We start from the raw sequence: 16,960 nt of genomic DNA, 5'->3' as shown, positions 1-16,960 counted from the left end.
GTGTGAAACCCCCCGGGTTTGGACCGCGGTCCTACTGGGCCGGGCAGGCGGCGGCGAGCTGCTGCTCCTGCTCGGTCAGCGGCGGTGCCGACGGCTGGGTGCCCTCGCCGGTGGCCGGGGCGTTCCTGGAATCCTCGACCTTCTTGCAGACCGCGGCCTGCGCACGCAGGACGTCGACCTGCTTGCGGGCGTCGGCCAGGCCCTCGGCCTGGATCTTCTTGGCGATCTGGTCCTGCTGGTAGGCGGGCAGGTACTTGAGCTGGACGTCGGAGAACTGCTGGTAGACCGAGCTCAGCTCGATGCCGACCAGGTTCTGGTCCAGGCCGCGGTAGACCACGACGTGGCCGTCCTGGGCGCCGACGTAGTACTGGTCCTGGTTCCACTGCCAGGCGAAGAAGCCGGCGCCGCCGAGCACCGCGAGCACCAGCACCCCGATCAGGGTCAGCTTCAGCCCGCGCTTCTTCTTCCGGCGGTCCACCGGGGCGTCCGGGTCGAACTCCTCGCCGGGCGCGCCGTAGCCCGCCTCGCCGCCGTAGCCGCCCTCGGCGGGGCCGAAGTCGCCCGCGGGGGCGCCGTAGCCCTCGGCCGGGCCGAAGTCGCCCGCGGGGGCGCCGTAGCCGGGCTGCTGCTGCTCGTAGCCGCCCTCGTAGCCCTGGGCGGGCCCGAAGGCGCCCTGCGGGGCCTGCGGGGCCGGGCCGCGGCCGAGACCGGCGGCGCGGCCGGCCGGGGTGTCCAGCAGCTGCGGGTCGTGGAAGTGGTGCGGCTGGCTGTCGGCGACCGCGCCGACCACGACCGGCGCCTCGGCGGCCTGGCCGCTGAGCGGGTCGGTGGCGCCGACGTCGATCACGTCGGCGACGATGCAGGTGATGTTGTCCGGGCCGCCGCCGCGCAGCGCCAGCTGGATCAGCTCCTGGACGGTCTGCTCGGGCGCGTAGTAGCTGCCGAGCGTCTCCTCCAGGGTCTGGTGGCTGACCGGGCCGGACAGGCCGTCGGAGCAGATCAGGTAGCGGTCGCCGGCCCGGACCTCGCGGATCGACAGGTCGGGCTCGACCTGGCCGCGGCCGTCCAGGGCGCGCATCAGCAGCGAGCGCTGCGGGTGGGTCTCGGCCTCCTCGGCGGTGATCCGGCCCTCGTCGACCAGCCGCTGCACCCAGGTGTGGTCCTGGGTGATCTGGTCGAGCCGCCCGTCGCGCAGCAGGTACGCCCGGGAGTCGCCGATGTGCACCTGGCCCATCCGCTGGCCGTCCCAGAGCAGCGCGGTCAGGGTGCAGCCCATGCCCTCCAGCTGCGGGTCCTGCTCGACCATCTGCCGCAGCCGCTCGTTGGCGGTCTGCACCGCCTCGTTGAGCAGGCTCAGCAGGTCGGCGCCGGGGTGCGGCTCGTCGAGCCGGACGATCGAGCCGAGGACCTCGGAGGAGGCGACCTCACCGGCCGCCGCCCCGCCCATGCCGTCGGCCACCGCGAGCAGCCGGGGCCCGGCGTAGCCGGAGTCCTCGTTCCCCTCGCGGATCAGGCCCTTGTGCGAGCCGGCGGCGAAGCGCAGCACGAGACTCATGCTGTCCGGGCCCTCCTTCGGGTGGAGCTGGTCCTCATGCGCTGACTACTTCCGCAGCTCGATGACGGTCCTGCCGATTCGGATCGGCACGCCGATCTGGAGCGGCATCGGCGTGGTGAGCCGCTGCCGGTCGAGATAGGTGCCGTTGGTGGAGCCTAGATCCTCCACCGTCCACTGCCCAGCCTGATCGGGGTAGATCCTGGCATGACGCGAGGACGCGTAGTCGTCGTCGAGCACGATCGTGGAGTCGTGCGCCCGGCCCAGCGTGATGGTCTGGCCCTGCAGCGCGACGGTCGTCCCGGCCAGCGAGCCCTGGACCACCACCAGGTGGGTGGGCTGGCCGCGGCGCTGCCGGGCCTGCGCCTGCTGGGCGGCGGCCGCGGGGGCGCCCTGGCCCTGCGGCGGACGGCCCGCCCCGGCCGGGGCGGGGGCGGCGGCCCGCTGGGCGGTCCGCGCCGTGCCCTTGGTGGTGAACAGGTCGCTGCGGATCACCTGCACCGCGACGATGACGAACAGCCAGAGGACGGCGAGGAAGCCCAGCCGCATGACCGTCAGGGTCAGATCAGACATACCGGCCCGCTTCTACCCTTCGACCTGTCGGTAGACGATGGTGGTCGACCCCAGGACGATCCGGGAGCCGTCGCGGAGCGTAGCGCGCTGGGTGTGCTGCCCGTCCACCACGATGCCGTTGGTGGAGCCGAGGTCCAGGACCATCGCGGGCGTACCGGGACGGATCTCCGCGTGCTTGCGGGACACCCCGGGGTCGTCGATCCGGATGTCCGCCTCGGTGGAGCGGCCCAGCACCACCGCGTTCTGGCTGATCTGGTGCCGGGCGCCGTTCACCTCGACCCAGCGCCGGGTGCCGGCGCCGCCGTGGCCCGCGCCGGGGAAGGGCCGGACGTTGCCCGCCGGCGGGGCGGACGGCATCGCGGGCGGGGCGGCGGGCGGCGGCGGGGCGCCGTACGGGGCGGCGGCCGCCCCCTGCTGCCAGGGCGCGCCCGGCGCGGGCGGCGTCGGCGGGCGCCCGTACCCGGGCTGGGCGGCGGGCGGCTGGGCGGCCTGGGCCCGCTGGGGGTCCTCGGCGGCCAGCGTGCGGCTGCGCACCCGGTACAGGCCGGTGTCCAGGTCGTCGGCCTTCTCCAGGGCGACCTGCAGCGGGCCCATGAAGCTGTAGCGCTGCGCCTCCGCGTACTCGCGGACCATCCCGGCGAGCTCGTTGCCGAGCTGGGTGGCGTAGGGGCTGAGCCGCTCGTGGTCGTGCGGGCTGAGCTCGACGATGAAGTCGTTCGGGACGACCGTGCGGTCCCGGTTCCAGATGGTGGCGTTGTTGTCGCACTCGCGCTGCAGGGCGCCGGCGATCTCCACCGGTTGGACCTCGGACTTGAACACCTTCGCGAAGGTGCCGTTCACGAGACCTTCGAGTCGCTGCTCGAACTTCTTCAGGACTCCCACGGGGCACCCCCTCTCAGGGCGTCGGACGGGCCGGCTCGTCGGCTGGAAAGCGGTACTTCCGTACTGATCGTATCCACGCCCGGCCCTTCCGTACGGTTCCCCGCCTAGGTCGCGCCCGGAGGGGTACCCGCCGGGCGGCCCGCTCACTCGTTCGCCCCGCCTCCGGTTGCGGGCCGTCGGGGGCCGTGCAGGGGGGCCGCGGGGAATGGATTCGCAGGTACGGCTCGGGGCGTGCTAATGTTTTCCATGTCGGAAGGGGCGCCCGAGAGGGAGCCGAACGGAAGACCCCGAGAGATGCGGTAAGCTTCTCGACAGGTCGGAAGAAGCGGTAAGCAACTGAAGACAACACCCATGCGCGGGTGGCGGAATAGGCAGACGCGCTGGATTCAGGTTCCAGTGCCCGAAAGGGCGTGGGGGTTCAACTCCCCCCTCGCGCACAGCGAAGCCCCCCAGATCTCCGGATCTGGGGGGCTTTCTCGTTCTCCGGGACGGAACGGGCCGACCGGGCGGGCGGCGGGGCGGACCGTCCGGGTTGGACCGTCCGGGTTCAGTGGGCGGGCAGCACCGCGTGCACGACGAAACCGCCGTCGGGGGCGGGGCGGGCGCTGAAGGTGCCGCCGAGCAGGGCGGCGCGTTCGCGCAGGCCGATCAGGCCGTGGCCGCCGCCGGGGAGGGGGGCGTCGTCCGGGTCGGGGTGCGGGGTGCGGGCCGGCGGGGGGCCGTTGCGGACCTCGACGTGCAGCTTGCCGCCGCGGGCGGTGACCCGGACGGTGACGGGGGCGCCGGGGGCGTGCTTGCTGATGTTGGTCAGTCCCTCCTGGACGGTGCGGTACGCGGCCCGCTCGACCGCCTCGGGCCAGGGCCGGCGGCCGGGGTCGAGGCGGCTGGTGACGGCCAGGCCGCTGCCGTCGATCAGCCGGGGCAGGTCGGCGAGGGTGGGCTGCGGGGCGAGCGGGGTGCCGGGGACGCCCGCGGCGCGCAGCACGCCGACCATCTGCCGGAGCTCCTCGAGGGTGCGGACGGACAGCTCGCGGATGGTGCGGGCGCCCTCGCGGGCGGCGGGGTCGGTGCTGGAGACCTGCACCGCCCCGGCCTGGATCGAGATCAGGCTGACCTGGTGCGAGACCACGTCGTGCATCTCGCGGGCGAGCCGGGCCCGTTCGGCGGACAGCACCTTCTCGGCGAGCAGCCGGCTCTCGCGCTGGCGCCCGGCGGTGAGCTCGGTGACCCGGTCGGCGAGTTCGCCGCGGGTGCGGGCGAGCACGCCCAGGGCGGCCGGTCCGGCGCCGAGCATCACCGACTGGATGGCGTACAGCGCGTTGTCCCGGCTGAGTTCGAACAGGCCGGGGTCGAAGGGCCAGTGGAAGAACTCGACCAGGGCGAAGGCGGTGGCGCAGGCGACCGGGACGCGGGGGCGGGGCCAGGCGGCGGCGACCGAGTAGACGCCGGTGATCGGGGCCAGCCAGATCTCGTTGAAAAAGGCGCCGGGCAGGGTGAGCAGGGCCACCGGCAGCGGGTGGCGGCGGCGCCACAGCAGGACCAGGACGGAGAGCGCGGACAGCGCCAGCTGCCAGGGCGCGGAGTCCTTGGCGACCAGGGCGGAGTCCATCGCGGCGAGCAGCACCGGGGCCAGCAGCGCGGTGCGCGGGGAGCGCAGCCAGGCCGGGGTCCGGCGGCGCGGGGCGGCGGGCTCCTCGGGGGTCACGCGCCGTCCCGCCGGTCGCGGACCAGTCCGGCGCGGTGGGCGAGGACGGCGGCCTGGACGCGGTTGGCGGCGCCGAGCTTGGCGAGGATGGCGCTGATGTGGTCCTTGACGGTGCCGGTGCCGAGGAACAGCCGGTCGGCTATCTCGGCGTTGGACAGGCCCTCGCCGAGCAGCGCCAGGACGTCCAGCTCGCGGCCGGTGAGCCGTCCGGCGAGGGAGGCGGCGGCGGTGTCGGGGGCGCCCCCCTCGACGTAGCCGCTGATCACGGTGCGGGCCACGGACGGGGAGAGCACGCTGCCGCCGGCCGCGAGCACCCGGACGGCGTGCACCAGCTGGTCGGGGGCGGTGTCCTTGAGCAGGAACCCGGCGGCCCCGGCCCGCAGCGCGGTGCCGATGTGCTCGTCGGTGTCGAAGGTGGTGAGCATCGCGACGGCTGGCGGCTCGGGCAGCGTGCGCAGGCGGCGCAGCACGCTGATCCCGTCCAGGTCGGGCATCCGGACGTCGAGCAGGACGACCTGCGGGGCCAGCTCGCGGGTGAGCTGCTCGGCCTGCCCGCCGGAGCAGTCGCCGACCACCTCCAGGTCGGGTGCGCTGCCGACGATCAGGCCGAGTCCGGAGCGGACCAGCACCTCGTCGTCCACGATCAGGACCCGGGTGGGCGGCATGTCTCTCCCTGGTGGGGCGGGTTCGGTCCCGGTGGCGCTCCGGCACCCCCGCCGATCGGCGGGGGTGGGAATCCGCTACCGGATTCACGCAATTCTCATCTCCGCTGGGCAACCATGGAAATCGGGGTGGAGTGCGCGCGACCGCGAGCGGATGCGCCCCGCTGATCGATCGTCTGGAATGGTTGCTGTGTCCACTGTGAAGACGGCTTCCTCTGCCGTGTCCCCCACCAACGGCGAGGACCCCGGGCCGCTGGCACGGTGGCGGCCGCGGGCCGCCGCGTCGACCGTCTGGTACCTGCGGTTGATGGCCCTGCTGAACCTGGTGGCGGTGCTCTCGGTGCCGTTCCGGGACCAGGTGGAGCGCCACCGCGAGGGGGAGTACTTCACCCCCTACCTGATGACCGGCGGCCTGACCTTCGTGCTGGCGTCGCTGTTCCTGGCGGTGGCGATGCGCCGCCGCAAGCGGGCGGCGTGGATCTTCAACACCGGTCTGGCCGGGGTGACGTTCCTCGGGTACCTGGCCTTCCTGGCCTGGGGCGACCGCTACAAGGACCATCCCTGGAACTACTTCTCGGTGGCGCTGACCGGCCTGTTCCTGGTGGCGCTGCTGGTCTCCCGCCGGGAGTTCACCTCCAAGGGCGACCGCTCCAACCCGAAGACCGCCGCGGCCGCCGCGGTGGGCGGGCTGCTGCTGGGCGGCCTGGTCGGCTCGGTGCTGGTGCAGGCGACCAACGAGGTCTCCGGCGCGGGCTTCGGCATGCGCTTCAGCTACGCGGTGCACCGGATGATCACGCTGAACCCGTCCGAGCGGGTCCAGGACGTGGTCTCGGTGCCGACCTGGGTGAACGCGGCGATCAACGCGATGAGCGCGGTGCTGTTCCTGTTCGTGCTGTGGGTGGCGTTCCGTTCGCCGCGCGGCGAGGAGCTGCAGAGCGACGAGGACCAGGAGCGGCTGCGCGGGCTGCTGGAGAAGCAGGGCGAGCGGGACTCGCTGGGCTACTTCGCGCTGCGCCGGGACAAGGCGGTGGTGTTCTCCCCCTCCGGGAAGGCGGCGGTGGCCTACCGGGTGGTGGGCGGGGTGACGCTGGCCTCGGGCGACCCGATCGGCGACCCGGAGGCCTGGCCGGGGGCGATCGAGGCGTGGCTGGCGGAGGCCCGCGAGCACGCCTGGGTGCCGGCGGTGATGGGCGCCTCGGAGGAGGCGGGGGTGATCTACGCCCGGCACGGGCTGGACGCGCTGGAGCTGGGTGACGAGGCGATCGTCGAGCTGGACGAGTTCTCGCTGGACGGCCGGGCGATGCGGGTGGTGCGGCAGGCGTACAACCGGGTCAAGCGGGCCGGGTACACGGTGCGGATCCGCCGGCACGGCGACATCCCCGAGTGCGAGATGGCCGAGCTGGTGGCCAAGGCCGACCACTGGCGGGACGGGGCGACCGAGCGCGGGTTCTCGATGGCGCTGGGCCGGCTCGGGGACGCGGGCGACGGGCGCTGCGTGATGCTGGAGTGCTTCGACGGGGAGGGCGAGCTGCGGGCGCTGCTGAGCTTCGTCCCGTGGGGGGAGCACGGGCTGTCGCTGGATCTGATGCGGCGCGACCGGGACAGCGAGAACGGGCTGATGGAGTTCATGGTGATCGAGCTCCTGCAGCGCGCGAAGGAGGTCGAGCTGGAACGGGTCTCGTTGAATTTCGCGATGTTCCGGTCGGTTTTCGAGCGCGGGTCGAAGCTGGGCGCCGGGCCGGTGCTGCGGTTGTGGCGTTCGGTGCTGGGTTTCTTCTCCCGCTGGTGGCAGATCGAGTCGCTCTACCGGGCGAACGCGAAATACCGGCCGATCTGGGAACCGCGTTACCTGCTCTTCGAGAAGAGCAGCGAGATTCCCCGGATCGGCATCGCCAGCGCCCGCGCCGAGGGGTTCATCACGGCGCCGAGCATGCCGGTGCTGTTCCGCCGCCGCCACGGGTGAGGAGCGCTTCCCGGCCGGACACGGCACGGGACGGGGGTGGTCCCTCCGCCGGGGGGCGGAGCGGGCCCCGCACCCCCTCCGAAAGGATGAGGCGAATGGTCATCGAAGCTGATGCCGCCGGTTAATCCGGTGCGTAGCCTCGGGTACGAGGCGTAGAAGAAGCGGTGGTTCGGAGAGGTACCGGATCGGACGGGAGAAACGGGCTCGTGAAGCTGATCACCCGCGCGGGGGGCGCGCGGCCGGAGCGGTGGGCGGTATTCCGCCGGGCCGCGGTCGCCGAGTGGGGGGAGCTCTTCGCCTCCGTGAAGGAAAGGGTGGTGCGGCGGAAATTCGCCGCGGTGCCGCTGGCGACCGCGGCGACCGCGCTGGTGCTGCTGTTCTCGGTGGTGCAGCACCTGCCGGGCGGGGACAGGTTCGTGTCCGACATCGGCGTGGTGAAGGCGGCCCTGCCGCTGGACGTGTCGCTGCTGCGGACGCCGCTGTCGCTGTACGTCCCGGCGCTGGACCTGCCGGTGTGGGGGGCGCTGGCGCAGGTGTTCCTGGTGTTCGGCGTGGCGGAGATCGTGCTGGGCCGCCGGCTGACCCTGGTGGTGGCGTACGTCTGCACCGTGGCGGGCACGCTGTTCGCCCGGGTCGGGGTGGCGCTGGGCCCGCAGCACGCGCTGGGCTTCCCGCGCTGGGTGGCGCACGTGCGGGACACCGGCCCCTCGGCGGCGGTGGTGGCGCTGGCCGTGGTGGTGGCGTTCCGCTGCCGGGCGTGGTGGACGGGCGGGGCGGTGGTGCTGGCGATGGCGCTGGAGGCGCTGGTGCTGCCGAACCTGGCGGGCCTGGAGCACCTGGTGGCGATCAGCGCGGCGGTGCTGATCGCGGTGTGGGTCGAGGTGTTCGGCGACTACTGGCCGCGGGTGCTGACCGGGGTCGGGGCGGCCGCGGCGGTGGCCGCGCAGCGCCGGACCAGGGCGGTCATCACCCCCTGATCCGGCGGTCGGCGGGGTCGGGCGGTCAGGTGCTGCGCGGCAGCGGCATCTCGAAGTAGACGACCTTGCCGACGGCCTTGCGGGAGGTGCCCCACTTCTCGGCCAGCTTGCTGACCAGGTTGAGTCCGCGACCGTGCTCGGACATCGACTCGGCGGGCTCCAGCGAGGGCAGGTTGTGGTTGTCGTCGCTGACCTCGACCAGCAGCTTGTCGACCCGGATCAGCTGCAGCTGCACCTCGGCCCGGGCCACCCGCACCGCGTTGGTGACCAGTTCGGAGACCAGGAGTTCGACGGTCTCGGCGAGCGGGTCCAGCTGCCAGGCGGTGAGCTGGTCGCGCACCAGGCGGCGGGCCCGGCCGACCTCCAGCTCGGTGACGCCGAGCTGCCAGGTGGCGACCTCGGTCGGCGGGACGCCGTCGAAGCGGGCCACCAGCAGGGCGATGTCGTCCTGTCGGTCGTCGGAGTGCAGGGTGTTCAGGACGGTGTCGCAGGCCTCGTCGGGGGTCTGCTTGGGGTCGATCAGGTTGCCGCAGAGCGCCGCCAGGCCCTCCCCTATGTCGCCGCCCCGGACCTCGACCAGGCCGTCGGTGCACAGCACCAGCATCGAGCCGTCCGAGACGTCGATCTTCTTGGTCTGGAACGGGACGCCGCCGACGCCGATCGGTGCGCCGGAGGGCAGCTCCAGCAGCTCGCCGCGGCCGTCGGGGTGCACCAGGACCGGCGGGACGTGGCCCGCGGAGGCGAGCTCGCAGGTGCGGTTGATCGGGTCGTAGACGGCGTACAGGCAGGTCGCCAGGTGGTCGTCGCCGAGCTTGTGGGCCAGGTTGTCGAGGTGGCGAAGCAGCTGGCCGGGCGGCAGGTCGAGGGCGGCCAGGGTCTGCATGGCGGTGCGGAAGCGGCCCATCGCGGCGGCCGAGTGCAGGCCGTGTCCCATCACGTCGCCGACCACCAGGGCGACTCGGCTGCCGGGCAGCTGGATGGCGTCGAACCAGTCGCCGCCGACCTCGGCCTTGCGGTCGCCCGGCATGTAGCGGTGGGCGACCTGCACGCCGGGGATCTTCGGCGGGCGGGTCGGGATCATCGAGCGCTGCAGGGTGGTGGCGACCTTGGACTCGGCCCGGTGCAGCCGGGCGTTGTCCAGCGAGAGCGCGGCGCGGGCGGCGATCTCCTTGAGGGTGTCGGCGTCCGAGCGGCCGAACGGGGCCCGGTCGGAGAGCCGCAGCAGCTTGAGGATGCCCAGTACGGCGCCGCGGGCGGACAGCGGCAGCACCAGCATCGAGCGGCCCACCACGGTCGGCTCCAGCTCGGGGCCGCCGAGCGAGGCGGCGTAGTCGACCGCGACGTCCGGCGAGATCAGCGGCACCAGGACCGGCTGGTTCTCCTGCAGGGCCAGGCCGGGCGGGGTGGAGCGCGGCATGGTCAGCAGCGCGCCCTCGTCCAGGACGTGGTTCCAGCGCTGCGAGGACGGGTTGAAGGTGCGGGCCACCCGGCGCAGCACGGCCGTGTCGTCGGGGGAGGCGGCGGGCAGCTCGCCGTCCGAGATCAGGCCGTCGAGCAGGTCGACGCAGGCGAAGTCGGCGACCCGGGGGACCAGCACCTCGCACAGTTCGCGGGCGGTGGTGTCCAGGTCGAGGGTGGTGCCGACCTGGCTGCCGACCGAGGCCAGCAGCGCGAGGTCGCCGTCGTCGGGCAGCCCGCGGACCACCTCCACGCCGGTGCCGGGGTCGGCCGTCCGGCTGGGCGGGACGGCGGCGGTGGGGGCGGCGGTCGGTTCGGGGGCGGCGGCTGCGGGGTCGATGGCGGGGCCTCCCGGGTTCGGGCGGTGGGCGGCGGCTTCGCGCTGTCCGGGGACGGTGCGGCCGGTCCCCGGCGCGCCCTGCGGGGCGGCGGCGGACCCGGCAGGCGCTATCCGTACCCCGGCGCCGCCCTGGGCACCCGTGCCCGGCGCGGCGGCGTCCGCGCGGCGGGCGGCGCGCTGCTGCGGGGTCGGGTAGCGGCGGCCGATCCCGGCGGCGACCCTGGCCGTGCCGGTGCCCTCCGGGGAGGACTGGTAGGGCACCACCGGCAGCCGGGTCGCGGCGTCCACCTGCAGGGCGGGCGGGCCGGCCTGGGCGAGGGCGTCCAGCAGGCGGCGGCGGCGCTCCTCGGAGGTGGTCGGGAGGAGCGCGGCGAGCGCCTCGGCGGCGGCCGGGCCGGGCGGGGCGAACGCGGCGGCGACCTGCTGCGGGCGGGCCGCGGCGGGCGCGGCGGCGTACGGGACGAGGCGCTCGCCGAGGGCGATCCGCGGCCCGGCGGTGCGCAGCGGGCGGGCGTCGGCGGCCAGCGCGAGCAGCGAGCGGCCGGACGGTTCGACCAGCGGGTAGGCCCACCACAGGACGTCGCGCAGCCGCTCCTCGCGGTCGTGCACGGCCATCGGACCGGCCCACGGGCCGTCCAGCACGAGGTCGTCGAGGGTGTCGAGGGCGTCGTGGCGCTGGGCGGGGACGGCGCCGTCCGGGCGGGGCTCGACGGCGGGCAGCAGACCGTGCGCGGTGCGGCCGAGGGCGACCTCGGCCCGGTGGCCGAACAGCTCCTCCGCGGTGCGGTTCCACAGGGCGATCCGGCCGTCCGGGTCGACCAGCACGGCGGCGACCCGGAGCAGGGCGACCACTCCGGAGGGGGGTGGGGAGTCGGGCTGGTCCACCATGGGTATCGGTCTGCCCCTTTTGTTGTGCTTGCTGCTCCTCCTGGCCGGTGCGCGCGTCCTTGCACGCGCCCTCCAATGAAGCACGGAGATGCCGGGGGGAGGTAGTTAATCGGGCAGATTCGTCAGTATCAGTTGCGTGTCGTCCGGCGTACGCCCCGGACTGCTGCTACGTCACCCGATCGGGTGCGCGGCGGACCCCGGTAGGGTGGCCAGGGTGAGCGTACCGAGCGTCGAGGTGTGGGCGGACCCGGAGCGGCAGGAGCTGGAGGAGCGGGTCGCGGCGGCCGAGCTGGCCTGGCTGACCCTGGACGTCGACGTGGCCACCCTGCGGGTGGAGATCGACAACTTCGCGCTGGCGCACCACCAGCTGCTGGGCCCGCTGTACGCCGAGCTGGACGAGCTGGACGCGCTGATCGCCGAGTCGGTGGCGGCGCTCAGCGGCGACCCGGAGGACCTGCGGCGGGCCCGGGAGGCCCGGGAGCGGGTCGAGCCGCCGCAGGAGCGCGGCCCGCGCGAGGGCGAGCCGGAGGCCCGCCGGGTGCGCCCCGACAAGGACGCCCAGCGGGTCTACCGCGAGCTGGTCCGCCGCGCCCACCCCGACCTGACCACGGACCCGGCCGAGCAGGAGCGCCGCTCGGCGTTCATCGCCCGGGTCAACGAGGCGTACGCGCTGGCCGACACCGACGGGCTGGAGCGACTGGCCGATGAGTGGTCCACCTCCCCGGACTCGGCGCCCGCCGCCGACTCCCCCGACCGGCTGGCCTGGCTGCGCCAGCGCCTGGAGTGGCTGACCGGCCGGATCACCGCGCTGGCGGTGGAGCGCGTCCGGCTGGAGCGCACCCCGATGGGCGAGCTGCTGCTGCTGCGCCCCGACGAGCCGGAGCGGCTGCTGGAGGAGCTCGCCGAGCAGCTGCTGGCCACCGCCGCCGACCGGCAGGCGAGGCTGGCCGCGCTGCTGCCCGACAATGGCGGGAACACACCGTCCGACACCCCTCAGGAGACCCCCCCGATGTTCGCTCAGCTGCCCACCGCCGACGCCGCCTCGGTGCCCGACGACGCCGTCCTGCTCGACGTCCGCGAGCAGGACGAGTGGGACGCCGGGCACGTGGAGGGCGCGCTGCACATTCCGATGGGCGAGGTGGTGGCCCGGCTCGACGAGCTGCCCGAGGGGCGGCTGTACGTGCTGTGCCGGGTCGGCGGGCGCTCCGCGCAGGTCGTGCAGTACCTGGTGGCGGGCGGCCGGGACGCGGTCAACGTGCACGGCGGGATGTTCGCCTGGGAGGCCGCGGGCCGTCCGATGGTGAGCGGCACCGGGCAGGAGCCGTTCGTCCTGTAGCGGCCGCAAGGGCTCCGGCCCCTGTTCGAACGCGTGGGCGGTGCGGCAGGATGTCCGCCGTGCGCGTCTGGTCCAAGCCCGCCCGGGTGGTGCTGGTGGTCGCCGGGGTGGGCCTGGGGGCCTGCGTCCTGGCGTTCCTCGGCGCGCTCTTCCTGCACGTGGCGCCCGCGAACTCGCTGTCGAAGGAGTACCGGACCCAGGTCGACCGGCTGGTGTACCCGGAGTTCGAGCAGAACTGGAAGCTGTTCGCGCCGGACCCGCTGCAGCGCAACGTCGCGGTGGACGCCCGGGTGCAGAGCATCGGCCCGGACGGGACGGTGGTCACCGGCGACTGGCACGGCCTGAGCGCCGAGGACTGGGCGGCGATCCGGCACGACCCGGCGCCCAGCCACCGGGACCAGAACCTGCTGCGCCGGGCCTGGGACTTCTACGAGTCGACCCACGGCGAGGGCGACGCGCGGGCGGTGCCGGGCTCGCGCGGGCAGCTGGCCGAGCGGTACCTGGAGCGGATCGCCCTGCAGCGGATCGTCTCCGCCGGGGGCCGGGTGATCCAGGTCCAGCTGCGGGTCACCGTCACCGCCGTCGCCCCGCCCGCCTGGAGCCGGGAGCAGGTCGACACCGCCCCGCACGTGCGCGAGCTGCCCTGGTGGCCGGTCCAGCCCGAGGACGGGAAGGGCCTGTCGTGACCGCCCCCGCCCCTGCCCCCGCTCCTGCCGACGTCCGGTCCGTGCTGCCGCGCCTGCTGACCACCCTCGCCCCGTACCAGGCCGCCGTGGTGCGGATCGGCACCGCGGGGACGTGGGGCGCCTACCTGCTGCGCGAGTGGGGCAACCGGCGGGTGCTGTACGGGGACCGCTCGCCCTGGTCGGCGGAGCTGAACGACCGGCTGCTGGCCGACACCCACGCGTTCACCGCGCTGTCCTGGAGCGACGGCCGCTGGTGGTTCGAGGCGGTGTACCTGCTGGCGCTGCTCTCGGCCGGGGCGGTGGCGCTGGGCTGGCGCACCCGGGCGTCCACGGTGCTGTTCGCGCTGACCGTGCTGTCGCTGCAGAACCGGAACGTGTTCCTCGGCGACGGCGGCGACAACCTGGTCCACCTGATGGCGATCTACCTGGTGTTCACCCGCTGCGGCGCGGTCTGGTCGCTGGACGCCCGCCGCCGGGCCCGCCGGCCGGGCAGGGACCCGGCCGAGTGGGGCGAGCCGCGGGCGCTGGCCGACGCGCTGGCCGCGATGCTGCACAACTGCGCGATGCTGGTGATCGCCGTCCAGGTGGTGCTGGTGTACGCCACGGCCGGCTGGTACAAGGTGCAGGGCAGCCGCTGGCAGGACGGCACCGCGGTCTTCTACCCGCTGCAGCTGGACTACTTCACGCCCTGGCCGGAGCTGTCCGGGCTGCTCGGCGGCAGCCTGCTGGTGACCTTCGTGCTGACCTACGGCACCGTGGTCATGCAGGTCGGCTTCCCGTTCTCGCTGGCCGCCCGGCGGCTGAAGAACGTGCTGCTGGCGGTGATGGTGGTCGAGCACCTGGCGATCGCGCTGCTGCTGGGGCTGCCGTTCTTCTCGCTGGCGATGGTCTCGGCGGACGCGGTGTTCCTGCCCACGGCCTTCCTGTTGGCGGTGCAGGGGCGGGCGGCGGGCTGGTGGGCGGCCCGGCGGGCGGGCCGGACGGCCGGGGAGACGGCCGGGGAGACGGCCCGGCCCGTGGACGCCGAGGTCGAGCCGGTGGGCGGGGCCGACGGCTGACGGGCCGGGCGACCGACGGGCCGGTGGGCGAAAAGTCGTTAAGCTCGCGGTATGTCCTGGTTCACGGCCCTGCGCGACACCGCGAAGGCCGGGCTGACCGTGGACCGCTCGCTGACCAACCCCAAGCGGGCGCTGCGCGGGGCGGTGGCCGCCGCGCTGGTGGTCTTCCCGACGCTGCTGCTGTTCGGCCCCGCGCAGGCCACCTCGGCCGCGATGGGCGCGTTCATCGCGGGCACCGCGACCTTCCAGCGCTCCTTCCGCCCGCGCGCCTCGCTGGCGCTGGTGGCGGCCGCCGGGCTGGGGCTGTCGACCTTCCTGGGCTACGTCGCGGTCGGCATCCCGGGCGCGTACCCGGTACTGCTGGCGCTGTGGGCGTTCGGGGCCGGGCTGGCCTGGGCGATCGGGCCGACCGCGGGCGTGGTGGCCGCGAACACGCTGGCCGTGATGATGGTGGTGGTGCAGCTGCCGGTGTCGGTGCCCACCGCGGTCGAGCACGGGCTGCTCTGCTCGGTCGGCGGCGCCGTCCAGGCCCTGGTGGTCACGCTCTGGCCGATCGACAGCTGGCGGGCCCAGCGCGACGCGCTCGCCGACATCTACGCCGGGCTCGGCGACTACGCCCGCCGCCTGCGGCACGACCCGGTGGCGCAGGTCGACCCGGAGCCGTTCATCGTCGGGCGGCAGGCCGCCAAGCTGACCGCCCGGCAGGCCCGGCGCCGCCCGCCCGAGCTGCGCGGCCTGCGCACCATCGCCGAGCGGATCCGTCCGGCGCTGGCCGCGCTGGCCGACCCGCGGGTCGGGGCCGCCGAGGAGGGGCCGGAGCGGGACCGGGCCCGCGAGGTGCTGGCCGCCGCCGCCGAGGTGCTCGACGCGCTGACCCGGGCGATCCGCAGCGGAGACCCGCTCCGGCTGCCCAAGGACACCCCCGGCCTGGCGCTGGCCCGCCCGGGCAGCGGCAGCGGCGAGGACCTGCTGCGCGGCGGCGCCCGCCGCTCGGCCCGCCGGCTGTCCGGGCTGCTGGGCCGGGCCGCCGACCGGCTCGACCGGCAGGACCGCGGCACCGTCCAGGCCCGCACCGAGCCCACCACCGGCCTGCGCCGCCCGCCGCTGGTCGAGGTGGCGCCCGCCGCGCTGGCCACCGTCGGGCGGCAGCTGCACCGGCACTCGGCGATCTTCCACCACGCGGCGCGGATGGCGGTGGTGGTCACCTCCGCCTACCTGGCGGCCCGGCTGCTGCGGATCGAGCACGGCTACTGGGCGCCGATGACCACCGCGATGGTGATGCGCCCGGACTTCGCGCAGACCTTCAGCCGCGGCGTCGCCCGGGTGGCCGGGACGGCCGCCGGGGTGCTGCTGTCCACCGCCGTGGTGCAGCTGTTCGACCCGGGGGACTGGGTGCTGGCGGTGCTGGCGGTGTGCTGCATGGGGCTGGCGTACCTGACCATGCGCACCGGGTACGCGGTGACCACGGTGGCGATCTCCTCGTACGTGGTGTTCCTGCTCGGCCTGCAGCCGGGCGACCCGGTGCGGCTGGCGGTGGACCGGGTGTCGATGACGCTGCTGGGCGGGTTCGTCGCGCTCGCCGCGTACGCGCTGTTCCCGACCTGGCAGACCGCCCGGCTGCCGGAGCGCCTGGCTGAGTGGCTGGCCTCGGCGGGGCGGTACGCGGCGGCGGTGTTCACCGCGTACGGGGACCCGGCGGGCGGGCACGCGGAGCAGGACGTGCGGCCCGCGCTGCTGGACGTGCGGGAGGCGCGCAGCGAGATGCTGGCGGCGCTGGACCGGGCCGAGGTGGAACCGGTGCGGCACGACGAGCAGGTGCTGCGGGAGCTGACCCGCAAGCAGTTCGACAAGGCCCGCTCGGCGGTCGGCATGCTGGACCGCTCGACCGTCCTGCTGGAGGCCCACCTGCCGGGCGAGGACGCCCCGCCGGTGCCGGGCGCCGCCGCGTTCGGCGAGGAGCTGCGGGACGCCACCGCGCTGGCCGCCGCCGCCGTCCTGCTCGGCCAGGACGTCGACTTCGCCCAGCTGCGCGACGCCCACCGCACCTGGGACCACCAGCTGGCCGCGCTGCCCCGGGACGACCGGATCGACGTCACCCGGGCGGGAGCCCGGCTGGTCATGCAGGCCCTCACCGAGCTGGAGCGCTCGGTGCGGACGCGGACGCGGCCGACCAGGCCCGAGCCCGTACCGTTGGGGGCGTGAGCGACACCTCGGTGCCCCAGCTGGGCGAGCAGTACGACGACCTTGGCGACGACCGGGAGATCGGCGTCGGCCCGCACCCCGCGCCGTGGCCGGACGACCCCCGGCTGGACCCGGAGCTGCTGGCCGCCGGGGACCGCCGCAACGTGGTCGACGGCTACCGCTACTGGCGGCACGAGGCGATCGTCGCGGACCTGGACACCCGGCGGCACGGCTTCCACGTCGCGGTCGAGAACTGGCAGCACGACTTCAACATCGGGTCGGTGGTGCGCACCGCCAACGCCTTCCTGGCGCAGGAGGTGCACATCGTCGGGCGGCGGCGCTGGAACCGGCGCGGCGCCATGGTCACCGACCGCTACCAGCACGTGCGCCACCACGGCTCGGTGGCCTCGCTGGCCGCCTACGCGGCGGAGCGCGGGCTGCCGGTGATCGGGATCGACAACCTGCCGGGCGCGGTGCCGCTGGAGACCTTCCGGCTGCCGGAGCGCTGCGTGCTGCTGTTCGGGCAGGAGGGGCCGGGGCTGACCGCCGAGGCGTGGGAGCACGCGGCGGCGGTCTGCTCGATCGCCCAGTTCGGCTCGACCCGTTCGATCAACGCGGGCGCGGCCGCCGCGATCGCCATGCACGCCTGGGTGCGGGAGCACGCCGCGCCGTCCTGAGCGCGCTCCCGCCGGGCCGGGC

At 74.7% G+C, this 16,960-nt stretch carries 13 protein-coding genes and 1 tRNA gene; 8 read left to right on the top strand and 6 right to left on the bottom strand.

What is annotated here, in order from left to right:
• Nucleotides 1-31: 31 nt before the first annotated feature.
• The 3 genes from QSK52_RS04625 to QSK52_RS04615 are packed head-to-tail and all read right to left on the bottom strand — an operon-like array spanning nt 32 to nt 3,007.
• The gene (locus QSK52_RS04625; protein WP_285733846.1) at nt 32-1,555 is read right to left on the bottom strand and encodes a PP2C family protein-serine/threonine phosphatase; all 1,524 of its coding nucleotides are present in this window, start codon (nt 1,553-1,555) and stop codon (nt 32-34) included.
• Between the two features lie 45 nt (nt 1,556-1,600).
• Nucleotides 1,601-2,125: an FHA domain-containing protein FhaB/FipA gene (locus QSK52_RS04620; RefSeq protein WP_285733844.1), complete on the bottom strand. Its 525-nt coding sequence runs from the start codon at nt 2,123-2,125 to the stop codon at nt 1,601-1,603.
• Nucleotides 2,126-2,137: 12 nt separating this feature from the next.
• On the bottom strand, nt 2,138-3,007 hold the full coding sequence (locus QSK52_RS04615) for an FhaA domain-containing protein (protein ID WP_285733843.1): 870 nt from the start codon (nt 3,005-3,007) through the stop codon (nt 2,138-2,140).
• Nucleotides 3,008-3,360: 353 nt separating this feature from the next.
• On the opposite strand from QSK52_RS04615, the gene QSK52_RS04610 reads away from it, so the two are divergent.
• Nucleotides 3,361-3,444 (top strand) — tRNA-Leu (locus QSK52_RS04610).
• A gap of 110 nt (nt 3,445-3,554) precedes the next feature.
• Here the strand turns inward: QSK52_RS04610 and QSK52_RS04605 are convergent.
• Together QSK52_RS04605 and QSK52_RS04600 are read right to left on the bottom strand one after the other, a co-directional pair.
• Nucleotides 3,555-4,712 (bottom strand): sensor histidine kinase, encoded by a 1,158-nt coding sequence (locus QSK52_RS04605; RefSeq protein WP_285733841.1) that lies wholly within the window; start codon nt 4,710-4,712, stop codon nt 3,555-3,557.
• Complete coding sequence (locus QSK52_RS04600) at nt 4,709-5,377, bottom strand: response regulator (protein ID WP_285733840.1); 669 nt, start codon at nt 5,375-5,377, stop codon at nt 4,709-4,711. The genes QSK52_RS04605 and QSK52_RS04600 overlap by 4 nt, the downstream gene beginning before the upstream one ends.
• Before the next feature lie 217 nt (nt 5,378-5,594).
• Here QSK52_RS04600 and QSK52_RS04595 point away from each other — a divergent pair, with 217 nt between their 5' ends.
• On the top strand, nt 5,595-7,337 hold the full coding sequence (locus QSK52_RS04595; RefSeq protein ID WP_285733838.1) for a phosphatidylglycerol lysyltransferase domain-containing protein: 1,743 nt from the start codon (nt 5,595-5,597) through the stop codon (nt 7,335-7,337).
• A 206-nt stretch (nt 7,338-7,543) separates the two neighbouring features.
• The gene (locus QSK52_RS04590) at nt 7,544-8,314 is read left to right on the top strand and encodes a hypothetical protein (RefSeq protein ID WP_285733836.1); all 771 of its coding nucleotides are present in this window, start codon (nt 7,544-7,546) and stop codon (nt 8,312-8,314) included.
• A gap of 25 nt (nt 8,315-8,339) precedes the next feature.
• Here the strand turns inward: QSK52_RS04590 and QSK52_RS04585 are convergent, their stop codons facing one another.
• Entirely contained in the window at nt 8,340-11,000 is a 2,661-nt protein-coding gene (locus QSK52_RS04585; protein WP_285733834.1) for an ATP-binding SpoIIE family protein phosphatase, read from the bottom strand.
• A gap of 214 nt (nt 11,001-11,214) precedes the next feature.
• On the opposite strand from QSK52_RS04585, the gene QSK52_RS04580 reads away from it, so the two are divergent.
• The 5 genes from QSK52_RS04580 to QSK52_RS04560 are packed head-to-tail and all read left to right on the top strand — an operon-like array spanning nt 11,215 to nt 16,938.
• The gene (locus QSK52_RS04580; RefSeq protein WP_285733832.1) at nt 11,215-12,336 is read left to right on the top strand and encodes a rhodanese-like domain-containing protein; all 1,122 of its coding nucleotides are present in this window, start codon (nt 11,215-11,217) and stop codon (nt 12,334-12,336) included.
• A 50-nt stretch (nt 12,337-12,386) separates the two neighbouring features.
• On the top strand, nt 12,387-13,022 hold the full coding sequence (locus QSK52_RS04575; protein ID WP_285733830.1) for a DUF5819 family protein: 636 nt from the start codon (nt 12,387-12,389) through the stop codon (nt 13,020-13,022).
• Between the two features lie 41 nt (nt 13,023-13,063).
• Nucleotides 13,064-14,080: an HTTM domain-containing protein gene (locus QSK52_RS04570; protein ID WP_285734417.1), complete on the top strand. Its 1,017-nt coding sequence runs from the start codon at nt 13,064-13,066 to the stop codon at nt 14,078-14,080.
• A gap of 51 nt (nt 14,081-14,131) precedes the next feature.
• A complete protein-coding gene (locus tag QSK52_RS04565) occupies nt 14,132-16,282 on the top strand; it encodes an FUSC family protein (RefSeq protein ID WP_285733828.1) in 2,151 nt (716 codons plus the stop codon).
• Nucleotides 16,279-16,938, top strand: a complete 660-nt coding sequence (locus tag QSK52_RS04560; protein WP_285733826.1) for a TrmH family RNA methyltransferase — start codon at nt 16,279-16,281, stop codon at nt 16,936-16,938. The genes QSK52_RS04565 and QSK52_RS04560 overlap by 4 nt, the downstream gene beginning before the upstream one ends.
• The last annotated feature ends 22 nt before the right edge of the window (nt 16,939-16,960 follow it).

The organism is Kitasatospora phosalacinea (assembly GCF_030268885.1).
In the GTDB taxonomy this organism is placed as follows: domain Bacteria; phylum Actinomycetota; class Actinomycetes; order Streptomycetales; family Streptomycetaceae; genus Kitasatospora; species Kitasatospora phosalacinea_C.
The sequence above is the reverse complement of the archived record's forward strand: the minus strand, read 5'-3'. Positions and strand labels throughout refer to the sequence as shown.

What these genes read in the sequence shown, in the direction of transcription:
- QSK52_RS04585 (WP_285733834.1), bottom strand. Translation starts at nt 11,000, where the DNA reads ATGGTGGACCAGCCCGACTCCCCACCCCCCTCCGGAGTGGTCGCCCTG.
- QSK52_RS04625 (WP_285733846.1), bottom strand. Translation starts at nt 1,555, where the DNA reads ATGAGTCTCGTGCTGCGCTTCGCCGCCGGCTCGCACAAGGGCCTGATC.
- QSK52_RS04600 (WP_285733840.1), bottom strand. Translation starts at nt 5,377, where the DNA reads ATGCCGCCCACCCGGGTCCTGATCGTGGACGACGAGGTGCTGGTCCGC.
- QSK52_RS04565 (WP_285733828.1), top strand. Translation starts at nt 14,132, where the DNA reads ATGTCCTGGTTCACGGCCCTGCGCGACACCGCGAAGGCCGGGCTGACC.
- QSK52_RS04575 (WP_285733830.1), top strand. Translation starts at nt 12,387, where the DNA reads ATGTCCGCCGTGCGCGTCTGGTCCAAGCCCGCCCGGGTGGTGCTGGTG.
- QSK52_RS04620 (WP_285733844.1), bottom strand. Translation starts at nt 2,125, where the DNA reads ATGTCTGATCTGACCCTGACGGTCATGCGGCTGGGCTTCCTCGCCGTC.